This is a genomic window from Sandarakinorhabdus glacialis (genome assembly GCF_014643455.1).
Classification (GTDB): domain Bacteria; phylum Pseudomonadota; class Alphaproteobacteria; order Sphingomonadales; family Sphingomonadaceae; genus Sandarakinorhabdus; species Sandarakinorhabdus glacialis.
Genome location: NZ_BMJM01000003.1, coordinates 99,390 through 112,224, shown reverse-complemented (window position 1 = coordinate 112,224; position 12,835 = coordinate 99,390). Strand labels below are relative to the sequence as shown.

Here is a 12,835-nt window from a genome sequence, read left to right as displayed (position 1 = left end):
CGATTCGCCGGCGCGTTGATCGGCCGCGCTTTTTTGCACCTAATTCAGGCTTTTTTCGATGACCGATCTCCGCTCCATGGCAAATGCCATTCGCGCCCTGGCCATGGATGCCGTCGAAGCGGCCAATTCGGGGCACCCCGGCATGCCGATGGGCATGGCCGACGCGGCGACGGCGCTGTTCACACGGCATCTGAAATTCGATCCAAAACGGCCGCATTGGGCCGATCGGGATCGATTCGTTCTGTCGGCGGGGCATGGCTCGATGCTGATCTATGCGCTGCTGCACCTGACCGGATATGAACGGCCGACGATCGAGGACATCCGCAATTTCCGGCAATTGGGCAGCCCGTGCGCCGGGCATCCCGAGAATTTCGAGCTGGCGGGGATCGAGACGACGACAGGCCCGCTGGGGCAGGGGCTGGCAACGGCAGTCGGCATGGCGATGGCCGAACGGCATCTGAACGCGGTCTATGGCGATGATCTGGTCGATCATCACACCTGGGTGATCGCCGGCGATGGTTGCCTGATGGAGGGCATCAGCCATGAGGCGATCGGGCTGGCCGGGCATCTGAAGCTGGGCCGGATGAACGTGTTGTGGGACGATAACCGGATCTCGATCGATGGGCCAACGTCGCTGTCGACTTCGGAGAATATTCCGCTGCGTTTCGAGGCGGCTGGCTGGCATGTGATTGCGTGCGACGGGCATGATTTCGCGGCGGTCGATTCAGCTTTGACCGAGGCGAAGGCCGATCCGCGGCCGACGCTGATCGCGTGCCGAACGACGATCGGGTTCGGGGCGCCGACGAAGGCCGGAACCAGTGGCTCGCATGGTTCGCCGCTGGGGGCCAAGGAGATCGAGGGGGCGCGGGCGGCGCTGGGCTGGGCGCATGCACCGTTCGAGATCCCCGAGGATATTGCGGCGGCGTGGAGCGTGGCTGGCGGCCGCGGCGCCGTCGAGCGAGCGGCTTGGGAGGCGCGGCTTGCGGCTTCGGATCGCGCGGCGGAATTCGAGGCGCGCATGGCAGGCGAGATGCCGGCGGCGGCGGTGGCGGCGCTCGAGGCGCATATCGCCGGGCTGATCGCGGCGCCGCAGAAGATCGCGACGCGCAAGGCGTCGGAGATTGCGCTCGGGGCGATCAATCCGCAGGCACCGTTGATGCTTGGCGGGTCGGCCGATCTGACGGGGTCGAACAATACCAAGACCAAGGATCAGCAGGCGTTTACGGCGGATTCCTATGACGGCCGTTACGTTTATTACGGCATTCGCGAGTTCGGCATGGCGGCGGCGATGAATGGCCTGGCGCTGCACGGCGGCGTTGTTCCTTATGGCGGCACGTTCCTGGTATTTTCAGACTACATGCGCAACGCGATCCGCATGTCGGCGCTGCAGCAGACGCGGGTCGTCTATGTGCTGACGCATGATTCGATCGGGCTCGGCGAGGATGGGCCGACCCACCAGCCGGTCGAGCATATGGTGTCGCTGCGGGCGATTCCGAACCTGGCGGTGTACCGGCCTTGTGATGCGGTCGAGACGGCCGAGGCCTGGGCGCTGGCGCTGGCCGATGTGACGCGGCCGTCGGTGCTGGCGCTGAGCCGGCAGAATTTGACGCAGTTGCGGACCGTGGCGGGGGCGAATCTGACCGCGAAGGGCGGCTATCGACTGCGCGCGGCGGCGGCGGGGCGGAAAGTCGTGTTTGTTGCGACGGGGTCTGAAGTCGAAGTGGCGTTGGCGGCTGCCGACCTGCTCGAAGCCGGGGGCATTGGCTGCGATCTCGTGTCGATGCCGTGCTGGGAGGCGTTCGATGCGCAGACATTAGCATATCGCCGCGATATATTGCCGGCGGACGCGTTGATCGTCTCGGTCGAAGCCGGGGTGACGCTGGGCTGGGAACGTTATACCGGCACGTCCGGAATCAATATCGGGGTGGACAGCTTTGGCGCTTCGGCGCCGATCGAGGCGTTGTACGAACATTTCGGGCTGACCGGCCCGAAAATTGCCGAGCGGGTGAAAATTCGGCTAGCAGCCTGAAGCGGAATTGTCGGAAGTCCCGGGACGCCTCGGGACAGTAATCTTGTCGTGGGGCGCGCCCGGGACGATAAAATGGAGTTGAACGAATATGGCCATCAAGGTCGCCATCAACGGGTTCGGTCGCATCGGCCGCAATGTCCTCCGTGCTATTCTCGAAGCCAAGCGCGACGATATCGTCGTCGTCGCGATCAACGACCTGGGTGATGCCGCTGCCAATGCGCGGCTGTTGAAGCGTGATTCGGTGCATGGGCCGTTTGCCGGCAGCGTCGAAGTCGATGGCGACTATATCGTCGTCGACGGGCAGCGCATCCGCGTAACCGCCGAGCGCGATCCGGCCAAGCTGCCGCACGGCGAGATGGGCGTCGATATCGCCATGGAGTGCACGGGTTTCTTCACCGGCGCCGACAAGGCCGGGCTGCATTTGACCGCGGGCGCCAAGCGCGTGCTGATCTCGGCGCCGGGCAAGGGTGTCGATCTGACGGTGGTTTACGGTGTCAACCACGACAAGCTTACCGCTGAGCACAAGATCGTCTCGAATGCTTCGTGCACGACGAACTGCCTGGCGCCGGTTGCGATGGTGCTCGATCGCGAGTTCGGGCTGACTAAGGGGCTGATGACGACGATCCACAGCTATACCAACGATCAGAAGATCCTTGATCAGATCCATGAAGATCCGCGGCGTTCGCGGGCGGCGGCGCTGTCGATGATCCCGACGACGACGGGTGCGGCGCGGGCGGTTGGCGAAGTGCTGCCGCAGTTGAAGGGCAAGCTCGATGGGTCGGCGGTGCGGGTGCCGACGCCGAATGTCAGCCTGATCGACCTGACGTTCGTTGCAGCGCGTGATACGACCAGGGAAGAAGTCAATGCGGCGCTGAAGAAGGCGGCGACCGAGGGGCCGCTGGTCGGTATTCTGGAGTGGACCGACGAGCCGCTGGTTTCGATCGATCTCAACCACGACCAGGCGTCGTCTACGGTCGATTCGCTCGAGACGACGGTGATCGGCGGCAATCTGGTGCGGGTGGTGTCGTGGTACGACAATGAATGGGGTTTTTCGAACCGCATGGCCGATACGGCGGTAGCGATGGGCCGGTTGCTCTGACGTGGGCGATTTTGCGACGATAGACGATATGCCCGACCTCGCCGGCAAGGCGGTGCTGGTTCGGGTCGATCTCAACGTGCCTATGTCGAATGGCTATGTCAGCGATGCGACGCGGCTGTCGGCGGCGGTGCCGACGATCGCGGCGCTGTCGGATCGCGGCGCCAAGGTGTTGCTGCTTTCGCATTTCGGACGGCCCAAGAGCGTCGACGCGTCGTGCACGATGGCGCCGCTGGCGCCGGCTTTGTCGGATGTGCTGAGGCGGCCGGTGGCGTTTGTGGGCGATTGTGTTGGCCCGACGGTTGAGGCGGCTGTCGCTGCCATGGCGGCGGGCGATGTGATGGTGCTCGAGAACACGCGCTTTCATACCGGCGAGCAGGCCAATGATCCGGCATTCGTTGCCGAGCTGGCGAAGCTGGGCGATTTCTACGTCAACGATGCGTTTTCAGCGGCACACAGAGCGCATGCCTCGACCGAGGGGCTGGCGCATGTGTTGCCGGCGTTTGCGGGGCGATCGATGGAGGCCGAACTAGCGGCGCTCGAGAAAGCGCTGGGCAAGCCCGAGCATCCGGTGGCGGCGGTTGTCGGCGGCGCCAAGGTGTCGTCGAAGCTCGATGTGCTGACGCATCTGGTGACGCAGGTCGATCACCTCATGATCGGCGGCGGCATGGCGAACACGTTCCTCGCGGCGCGCGGCGTCGATGTCGGCAAGTCGCTTTGCGAGCATGATCTCGCGCCGACGGTGCTCGATATATTGAAACGTGCCGAGGCGGCGGGGTGCACGGTGCATTTGCCCTACGATGTCGTGGTGGCGAAGCAGTTCGCGGCTAACGCGCCGCACCGGACGTGCAATGTCCATGAGGTCGCTGCCGACGAGATGATCCTCGATCTGGGTGAGGCTGCCGTCGAGGCGCTCGGCGATGCGCTGAAGACGTGCCGGACGTTGGTGTGGAACGGGCCCTTGGGTGCGTTCGAGATGGAGCCGTTCGACGCGGGGACTGTCGCGCTGGCGCGGATTGGGGGGGCGTTGACGCAAAGCGGCGGGCTGCTGTCGGTGGCGGGTGGCGGCGATACCGTCGCGGCGCTCAATCATGCGGGCGTCGGGTCGCAGTTTACCTATGTTTCGACGGCGGGGGGTGCCTTCCTCGAATGGATGGAAGGCAAGGCGCTGCCGGGCGTCGAAGCGTTGAAGAGGGGACGAGCATGACTGTCGACACCGCGCGCCTGTACGAAAAGCTGTACCCTTCGGCATGGAAGCTGGCGCGGTCGGCGGATACCATTCACGAGCGTGTCGGCGAGGCGTTTCGGGGCATTCGCGACTTGAAGGGCGAGGAATTCGGCCCTGAGGAACGCATCATTTACAATGAAGTCACCGACCGGATGACGCGGGCCGGTGCCATCGTCGAGAACGGCGCGGTCAAGACCGGCGCGGTTGCAAACACCCTGGCGACGATGACCGAGACCGAGGCGAGCGAGATCGCGGAGAGCATTTTCGAGCTGTACGTCCAGGTGGCGGAACAGCATTTCGGCAAGTAGGAGTTGAGCTTTATGTCCCAGACCACATCGATGACCCCGGCAGTCCGCGCCATTCTCGCTAACTACGAAAGCGACAATCCCGGCACCAAGGCAAACCTGGCGCGGATGCTGATGCAGGGCCGGCTGGGCGGCACCGGCAAGCTGGTGATCCTGCCGGTCGACCAGGGTTTCGAACACGGCCCGGCGCGCAGCTTTGCGCCCAACCCCGATGCCTATGACCCACATTACCATTTTCAGCTGGCGATCGATGCCGGGCTGTCGGCCTATGCCGCGCCTTTGGGCATGATCGAGGCGGGCGCCGATACGTTTGCTGGGCAGATCCCGACGATCCTCAAGGTCAACAGCTCGAACAGCTGGTCGACGAGCATCAACCAGGCGGTCACCGGGACGGTCGAGGACGCGCTGCGTCTCGGTTGCTCGGCGATCGGTTTTACTATCTATCCGGGTTCGGACGATATCTTCGAGCTGATGGAAGAAATCCGCGAACTGTCGAGCGAAGCCAAGGCGGTCGGCATCGCGACGGTGATCTGGTCGTATCCACGCGGCGGCGAGATTTCCAAGGCCGGCGAACTGGCGCTCGATGTCGGTGCCTATGCCGCGCACATGGCGGCGCTGGCCGGCGCGCACATTATCAAGGTAAAGCTGCCGACCGACCATATCGAGCAGAAGGACGCCAAAAAGGCGTATGAGGACGGCGATTGGTCGACCCAGGCCAAGCGCGTCGCGCATGTGGCGAAGGCGTGTTTCAACGGTCGCCGGATCGTGGTGTTCTCGGGCGGTGCGTCGAAGGGCGCTGATGCGATCTACCAGGATGCGCGCGATATTCGCGACGGCGGCGGCAATGGCTCGATCATCGGCCGCAACACCTTCCAGCGGCCGCGCGCCGAGGCACTGGCGATGCTCGACAAGGTCATCGACATCTATCTTGGCCAGGATTGATGACGCCCGATAACCTGCAGGCGGCGGCGGTCGATGCTTATATCGCGTCGAAGCTGCTGCCTGTCGATCGGGCGCTCGAAGCGGCGCTGGCAGCGAATGCAGCGGCCGGATTGCCGCCCATCGACGTGTCGGCGGCGCAGGGGCGCATGCTCGAGCTGCTGGCGCGGATGATCGGCGCGCGGCGAATACTCGAGGTTGGCACGCTCGGCGGTTATTCGACGATCTGCCTGCTGCGGGCGCTGCCGAAGGATGGCTGTCTGATCAGCCTCGAGCTCGAGCCGCTGCATGCCGCGGTGGCAGTGCGGAACCTCGACAATGCCGGCGCGGGCGGGCGCGCCCAGGTGCGCGTCGGGGCGGCGATCGAAACGCTGGAGGCGATGATCGCCGCCGGCGAGGGCGACTTCGACATGGTATTCATCGACGCCGACAAGCCGGGCAATGTCGCGTATCTGCGCGCGTCGATGGCGCTGTGCCGGCCTGGGGCGATGATCATCGTCGACAATGTCGTTCGCGAAGGCGCGATCCTCGATGCCGATAGCGACGATCCGCGGGTCATCGGAACGCGGGCGCTGTTCGACGAGATTGCGCTGCAGCCGCGGCTGGCGGCGACGGCGATCCAGACCGTCGGCGCCAAGCATTGGGATGGCTTCATGCTCATCCATGTCGGCGCGGCCTGACTTGCCGGGGAAGGATGCGGCGGATAGGGCTGCGTCCCTTGGGAGTTTGTGCCGCCGATGACTGATAATGATGAAATGATCCCGCTCGATCCGGGGTTCGGCGATCGCTTCGACCGGCAGTTCCGGCCGGCGTGCCAGCTTTATGTCGTGTCGCCGCCGGCGATCGTGTTGCCGGACTTTGTCGAGGCGTTGAAGGCGGCGCTGGGCGGGGGTCCGGTTGCCGCGTTTCAGCTTCGGTTGAAGGATGTTTCGGACGACGAAGTGCTGCGCGCGGCGGAGGCATTGCTGCCGATCTGCAACGATCATGAGGTGGCGTTCCTGCTCAACGATCGCGCCGACCTGGCTGCCAAAATTGGTGCTGATGGCGTGCATCTGGGCCAGTCGGACGGCGCGATTGCCGAGGCGCGGGCTCTGCTGGGGCGCGATGCGCAGATCGGGCGGACGTGCCACGATAGCCGGCATTTGGCGATGGAAGCCGGCGAGGAGGGTGCCGATTATGTGGCATTCGGGGCGTTCTACGAGACGACGACCAAGCCGAGCCAGTATCGTCCGGGGCCCGAGATCCTGTCGTGGTGGACGGTATTGAGCCAGTTGCCGTGCGTGGCCATCGGCGGGATCACGCCGGACAATGCGGCGCCGATCGTGGCTGCGGGGGCGGACTTCATCGCGGTGGTCAATGCGGTTTGGAAGCATCCAAATGGCCCGGCGTCGGGGGTGGCGTCATTCGCTTCGGTGCTCGGCGATGGCACGGCTTGACAGGTAGGAGGCGATCGCCAAGTGTGTATGGACGGCAATACACGCGGGGGATGGCGATGTTAGGATATGCATTACTCGCGGCGGTCGCCCTGGTGCCTGTGGCGGCGAATTCGGCGCCGATAGTTGCGCCGGTCGAGGTCATGGTGCTGGGCGCCTATCATTTCGGCAATCCGGGGTTGGACACGCACAACGTCAAGGTCGATTCCGTGCTGATACCGAAGCGGCAGCGTGATCTCGACCGCGTTGCAAAGGCGCTGGCGATGTTTCGGCCGACCCACGTGATGGTCGAGATGCAGAGCGAGGCGCCGGACTTTGCGATCGCCGAATACGCCAGCTTCAATGATGCGATGCTGGCAAAGGAAGCCAACGAGATCGTCCAGATCGGCTATCGTACGGCGCGGCAGGCGGGTTTGAAGACCGTGAACGGCATCGACGAGCAATCAAAGGACGGAGAGCCCGACTATTATCCCTATAGCAAGGTGCAGGAAACCGCGGCCAAGTTTGGCCAGACGGCCGCGCTCGAGGCGCTCGGCGTGCCGGTGGTGGCCTGGTTGAAAAACTTCGAGGCGGCGCAAAAGACCCATAGCGTCGGGCAGATGCTGCTGAAGATGAACGATCCGGCCGGGATCCAGGGCAATATGGACAGCTATTACGGGATGCTGGCGATCGGCGACCGTGATGCGCAGACCGGGGCCGACCTCAACGCTGCCTGGTATCTGCGTAACGCCAAGATCTTCGGGAAGCTGATGCAGGTAGCGAAACCCGGAGACCGGGTGCTGGTCGTTTATGGCGGCGGCCACGGCTTCTGGCTGCGCCATTTCGCCGGCCTGGTGCCGGGCTATCGCAACGTCGATGTGCTGCCGTACTTGGCAAAGGCGAAATAGCGCGAGTTGGCAGCGGGGCCGGAAGCGGCTAAGGGCTGCCGCTTCCCGTTTCGGCAAAGAGACCATCCCCCGTGAAGATCAACAGTGTCGATATCCGCCCCGGCAACATCCTCGAGTATCAGGGCGGGCTGTGGCGCGCGGTGAAGATCCAGCATACGCAGCCGGGCAAGGGCGGTGCCTATATGCAGGTCGAGCTCAAGAATTTGATCGATGGCCGCAAGACCAACGAGCGTTTCCGCTCGGCGGAGTCGGTCGAGAAGGTGCGGCTCGATACGCGTGATTTCCAGTTCCTCTATGCCGAGGGCGATGACCTGACCTTCATGGACAAGCTGAACTACGACCAGGTCAGCCTGCCGCGCGATCTGCTTGGCGATGCGGCCGAGTTTTTGCAGGACGGCATGGATGTCGTCATGGAAACCTATGACGAAAAGCCGATTTCGGTGCAGTTGCCCGATACGATCGAAGCAGTGATCCGCGATACCGAGGCGGTCGTGAAGGGCCAGACGGCGTCTTCGAGCTATAAGCCGGCGATCCTCGAGAATGGCGTGCGCGTGATGGTGCCGCCGTTTATTAACGCGGGGACGAAGATCGTCGTTGATACGTATGAGCGCGAATATGTGCGGCGCGCCGACTGATTTTACGGTCTTTACTGCTGCTGGCCCGGGGTGAGGGGGCGTAAGCAGCAACGACCCCTCACCCCGCCGCGCTTTGCGCGGGTCGCCCTCTCCCGCAAGGGTAGAGGGGAAGAAGGACTAATATGGTTGCGCATTCTGCCCTGATCACCGTGATGGAAAAGGCCGCTCGCAAGGCGGCGCCGCGGTTGCGCCGGGATTTCAACGAGGTCGATGCGCTGCAGGTCAGCCGCAAGGGGCCTGCCGATTTCGTGTCGAACGCTGACCGCGCCGCCGAACAGGCGATCGGCGAGGTGCTGATGCACGCGCGCCCCGATTGGGGCCTGTTGATGGAAGAATCGGGCGAGACCATCGGGCGCGATAACCAGGCGCGGTGGATCGTCGATCCGCTCGACGGGACGACGAATTTTCTCCACGGCATGCCGCATTTCGCGATTTCGATTGCGGCCGAAGTCCATGGTGAAGTCGTTGCCGGCCTGGTGCACCAGCCTTTGACGGGCGAGAGTTTCTGGGCCGAAAAGGGCAGGGGCGCGTGGTTGTCGGATCGCCGTTTGCGCGTTTCGGCACGGCGCGACCTTGTCGATTGCGTCGTGGCGACTGGCATCCCGTTCCAGGGCCATGGCAAGTTCAATGAGTTCTCGGGCATCCTGTCGGCCGTCATGCCCGAGGTTGCCGGGGTTCGGCGTTTCGGCGCCGCTTCGCTCGATCTTGCCTGGGTCGCGGCGGGGCGCTTCGACGGCTTTTGGGAGTCGGGCTTGCAGTATTGGGACGTGGCGGCCGGCATATTGCTGGTGCGCGAGGCCGGCGGTTTCGTGACCGATTATCGCGGCCAGGACAATATGGTGGCGCGGTCGGAAATCGTTGCCGCCAATGGCAATATCCAGTCGAAGCTGCACCGTCTGGTTGCGGGTGCGGTTCGGTAAGGCCTGCGCTTGCCACGGAGATTTCGGCAGCTTAGCTTCGTTGTCTGAACTTCGGGGAAAATACATGCGTTTGACGTTTTGCGCCGCTTTGGCGCTGGCCGCTGCCATGCCTGCAATTGCTGCGGTGCCCGACCCTGTCGTGAACGGCCGGATCATTGATGCCGGGATGAACCACGGCGACGTCATGGAGACGGTGGCGTATCTGACCGACCGGATCGGCGGCCGGATGACCAACTCGCCGCAGATGCGCGCCGCCGAGAACTGGACCCGTCAACGGTTCGCCGAATATGGCCTGTCGAATGCACGGTTGGAGCCGTTCGAATTCGGGCAGGGGTGGTCGATCGATAGTTCGCAGGTGCGGATGACGGCGCCGCGGGTGCTGACGCTGCGGTCGATTCCGGTGGCGTGGACTCCGGGGACCGGCGGCGCGGTGACTGCGCCGATCGTCGTGGCGCCGCTGCGCCGGGACCGGGATTTTGCCAAGTGGCGCGGCAAGCTGGCGGGCAAGATCGTGCTGGTCAGCATGCCCGGGGAGGCAGATGAGCCGAAGGACGCGGCGTTCGAGCGCTATGACAGCCCGGCGATCACCAAGCTCGATGTGTTCGACCAGCCCAAAACGAGCGCTGCAGATCTCGCCAAGACGATCAGGCGTGACGGTTTCGGGGCGCGGCGCGATGCGTTCCTGGCGGCCGAGGGCGCCAAGGCATGGGTTTCGAAATCCTATCGCGATGGCGGGCTGATTTCGGGCGAGGGCGAGGGCTATGCGGCGGGCGATGCGCGCCGGGTGCCCGGCATACAGATGGCGGCGGAGGATTATCGGCGGCTGGCGCGGCTGGCCAAGGGCAGCGAGCCGGTGGCGCTGGAAATCGACACGCGGGTGACCTTTCATTCGGCCGATACGCGCGCCAACAATGTCATTGCCGACTTGCCGGGTCGTGATCCCAAGGCGGGGTATGTGATGGCAGGGGCGCATCTCGATTCGTGGGTTGGGGCGGATGGGGCGACCGATAATGCGGCTGGCTCGGCGGTAGTGATGGAGGCAGCGCGGATTTTAGCAGGGCTCGGGGTCAAGCCGAAGCGGGCGATCCGTTTTGCGCTCTGGTCCGGCGAGGAGCAGGGGCTGTACGGCAGCATCGCCTATCTCGTCCAGCATCTGGTGACGCGGGCGCCGATCACCGATCCGGCGCTGGCCAAGGTCAACCCCTATTACACCTGGCCGACGCGGTATCCGATCACGCCGAAGTCCGAATTCAATGAGTTGGCGGCGTATTTCAACCTCGACAATGGCTCGGGCAAGATCCGCGGCATCTATGCCGAGGGTAATCCAGCGGTCGCGGCGACGTTTACACAGTGGCTGGCTCCGTTTGCCGGCATGGGCGCCGACGCGGTGGTTTCGAGCCGCACCACGGGCACCGACCATGTCTTCATGCAGTCGGTCGGGCTGCCGGGGTTCCAGTTCATCCAGGACCCTCTCGACTATGAAACGCGGACGCACCATTCGGATGTCGACACCTTCGATCATCTGAAGGCGGCGGATTTGCGCCAGGCTTCGGTCATCATGGCGAGCTTCCTGTGGAATGCGGCGAACGCCGATGCGCCGTTGCCGCGGCCGCCGTTGCCGACCCGGCCGAAGGAGACCGACCCGTTTGCCTATGTCGACGATGAAGAATGAGGGAACGCGCCGCACTTGCTAGGCGCTGCGCTGCGGCATAGAAGGCGGGCAACACGACTCCTCGATCGAAAGCCCTTTTCGGCCATGTCCGAGATTGCCCATCAATATTTGCCGATCCTGCTGTTCCTGGCGGTCGGGATTGTCTTCGCGTTGATTTTCGTCGGCGCGCCGATGCTGGTGTCGAAACTCGCGGGCACGTCGAAGCCGGATACGATCAAGCTGAGCGAATATGAGAGCGGATTCCCGGCGTTTTCGGACAGCCGGGCGCAGTTCGATGTGCGCTTCTATCTCGTCGCGATCCTGTTCATCGTCTTCGATCTCGAGGCGGCGTTCCTGTTCCCTTGGGCAGTTTCGCTGCATTGGGGCGGGCCGGCGGCGTGGTGGGCAATGATGGAGTTCCTTGCTGAACTAACCATCGGGCTGGTGTTTGCCTGGAAGGTGGGAGCCCTGGAATGGGAGTGATTTCCGTGCCCGAGGGCCTGACCGAAGACCAGCAGTTCCGCGGCCTGGCGCTGCCCGAGAACAATCGCGACCAGTTCCTCGGCGACCTGAGCAAGGAAGTCGATGACAAGGGTTTCCTCGTCACCTCGACCGAGGACTTGTTCCATTGGGCGCGCACCGGCTCGATGTGGTGGATGACGTTCGGGCTGGCGTGCTGCGCTGTCGAGATGATGCACACCAACATGCCGCGCTATGATCTCGAGCGTTTCGGCGTTGCGCCGCGGGCGTCGCCGCGCCAGTCCGACGTGATGATCGTCGCGGGCACGCTGTGCAACAAGATGGCGCCGGCGCTGCGCCGGGTTTATGACCAGATGGCCGAACCGCGCTACGTCATTTCGATGGGCAGTTGCGCCAATGGTGGCGGCTATTATCACTACAGCTATTCGGTGGTGCGCGGTTGCGACCGGATCGTGCCGGTCGATATCTATGTTCCGGGATGCCCGCCGACTGCCGAAGCGCTGCTGTATGGTGTGCTGGCGCTGCAGCGGAAAATCCGCCGTGTCGGGAGTTTCGAACGGTGACGGCGCTAGTGGTGAATCCCGAGCTTGGCCGGCACAGTTGGCCGGTGATGAGCGTCGTCGATGGCATCGAGGCACATCTGACGGCGTTGCTCGGCGACGCGATTGTCGAGATTTACGAGCATGTCGGCGAAGCGTGCGTTGTCGTCACGCGCGAGGGCCTGGTCGGTGCGGTGACGAAGCTGCGCGATGATCCGGCGCTGCGGCTCAACCAGTTGATCGATATTTGCGGGGTCGATTACCCCGATCGCGCCGAGCGTTTCGACGTTGTTTACCAGCTGCTGTCGATGGCGAAGAATTTGCGCCTGCGGGTTAAGGTGACGACCGATGCACGGACTCCCGTGCCGTCGCTGACGGGATTGTTCCCCGTCGCCGGCTGGTACGAGCGCGAGACCTGGGATTGTTATGGCGTGCTGTTCGAAGGCAATCCGGATTTGCGCCGCATCCTGACCGACTATGGTTTCGAAGGGCACCCGTTCCGCAAGGACTTCCCGCTGACCGGCTATGTCGAGCTGCGCTATTCCGAGGAGCACAAGCGGGTGGTCTATGAGCCGGTGAAGCTGGCGCAGGATTTCCGCAGTTTTGATTTCCTCTCGCCCTGGGAGGGTACGGATTACGTGCTGCCGGGCGATGAGAAGGCGGAGAAGATCGGTGGTTGAACTCGCAGGCGTT

The 12,835-nt window shown here is 63.8% G+C and carries 14 protein-coding genes; all 14 read left to right on the top strand.

Going from position 1 to position 12,835, the window contains the following annotated elements; all coding sequences use genetic code 11:
- The first annotated feature begins 58 nt into the window (after nt 1-58).
- The 14 genes from tkt (at nt 59) to IEW98_RS05370 (ending at nt 12,822) form a co-directional block, all read left to right on the top strand.
- Nucleotides 59-2,029 carry a transketolase gene (gene tkt, locus IEW98_RS05435; protein WP_188761920.1) on the top strand — a complete coding sequence of 657 codons (1,971 nt, stop codon included), beginning with the start codon at nt 59-61 and terminating at the stop codon, nt 2,027-2,029.
- A gap of 88 nt (nt 2,030-2,117) precedes the next feature.
- Complete coding sequence (gene gap / locus IEW98_RS05430; protein WP_188761919.1) at nt 2,118-3,128, top strand: type I glyceraldehyde-3-phosphate dehydrogenase; 1,011 nt, start codon at nt 2,118-2,120, stop codon at nt 3,126-3,128.
- A 28-nt stretch (nt 3,129-3,156) separates the two neighbouring features.
- Complete coding sequence (locus tag IEW98_RS05425; RefSeq protein ID WP_188761918.1) at nt 3,157-4,332, top strand: phosphoglycerate kinase; 1,176 nt, start codon at nt 3,157-3,159, stop codon at nt 4,330-4,332.
- Nucleotides 4,329-4,661 carry a hypothetical protein gene (locus IEW98_RS05420; protein ID WP_188761917.1) on the top strand — a complete coding sequence of 111 codons (333 nt, stop codon included), beginning with the start codon at nt 4,329-4,331 and terminating at the stop codon, nt 4,659-4,661. The genes IEW98_RS05425 and IEW98_RS05420 overlap by 4 nt, the downstream gene beginning before the upstream one ends.
- A gap of 30 nt (nt 4,662-4,691) precedes the next feature.
- Nucleotides 4,692-5,600, top strand: a complete 909-nt coding sequence (locus tag IEW98_RS05415) for a class I fructose-bisphosphate aldolase (RefSeq protein WP_188762131.1) — start codon at nt 4,692-4,694, stop codon at nt 5,598-5,600.
- The gene (locus tag IEW98_RS05410; RefSeq protein ID WP_188761916.1) at nt 5,600-6,277 is read left to right on the top strand and encodes an O-methyltransferase; all 678 of its coding nucleotides are present in this window, start codon (nt 5,600-5,602) and stop codon (nt 6,275-6,277) included. The genes IEW98_RS05415 and IEW98_RS05410 overlap by 1 nt, the downstream gene beginning before the upstream one ends.
- A gap of 57 nt (nt 6,278-6,334) precedes the next feature.
- On the top strand, nt 6,335-7,033 hold the full coding sequence (gene thiE, locus IEW98_RS05405; protein WP_188761915.1) for a thiamine phosphate synthase: 699 nt from the start codon (nt 6,335-6,337) through the stop codon (nt 7,031-7,033).
- A gap of 50 nt (nt 7,034-7,083) precedes the next feature.
- The gene (locus IEW98_RS05400) at nt 7,084-7,917 is read left to right on the top strand and encodes a DUF5694 domain-containing protein (RefSeq protein WP_188761914.1); all 834 of its coding nucleotides are present in this window, start codon (nt 7,084-7,086) and stop codon (nt 7,915-7,917) included.
- 71 nt (nt 7,918-7,988) lie between these two features.
- A complete protein-coding gene (gene efp, locus IEW98_RS05395; protein ID WP_188761913.1) occupies nt 7,989-8,552 on the top strand; it encodes an elongation factor P in 564 nt (187 codons plus the stop codon).
- Between the two features lie 122 nt (nt 8,553-8,674).
- Nucleotides 8,675-9,472: an inositol monophosphatase family protein gene (locus IEW98_RS05390; protein ID WP_188761912.1), complete on the top strand. Its 798-nt coding sequence runs from the start codon at nt 8,675-8,677 to the stop codon at nt 9,470-9,472.
- 64 nt (nt 9,473-9,536) lie between these two features.
- Entirely contained in the window at nt 9,537-11,144 is a 1,608-nt protein-coding gene (locus IEW98_RS05385; protein WP_188761911.1) for a M20/M25/M40 family metallo-hydrolase, read from the top strand.
- Between the two features lie 84 nt (nt 11,145-11,228).
- Nucleotides 11,229-11,606, top strand: coding sequence for an NADH-quinone oxidoreductase subunit A (ndhC, locus tag IEW98_RS05380; protein ID WP_188761910.1), 378 nt, complete (start codon nt 11,229-11,231; stop codon nt 11,604-11,606).
- Nucleotides 11,597-12,166 (top strand): NuoB/complex I 20 kDa subunit family protein, encoded by a 570-nt coding sequence (locus IEW98_RS05375; protein WP_243450564.1) that lies wholly within the window; start codon nt 11,597-11,599, stop codon nt 12,164-12,166. The genes ndhC and IEW98_RS05375 overlap by 10 nt, the downstream gene beginning before the upstream one ends.
- Entirely contained in the window at nt 12,163-12,822 is a 660-nt protein-coding gene (locus IEW98_RS05370; protein WP_308785498.1) for an NADH-quinone oxidoreductase subunit C, read from the top strand. Before IEW98_RS05375 ends, IEW98_RS05370 begins: the two co-directional genes overlap by 4 nt.
- Nucleotides 12,823-12,835 lie beyond the last annotated feature (13 nt).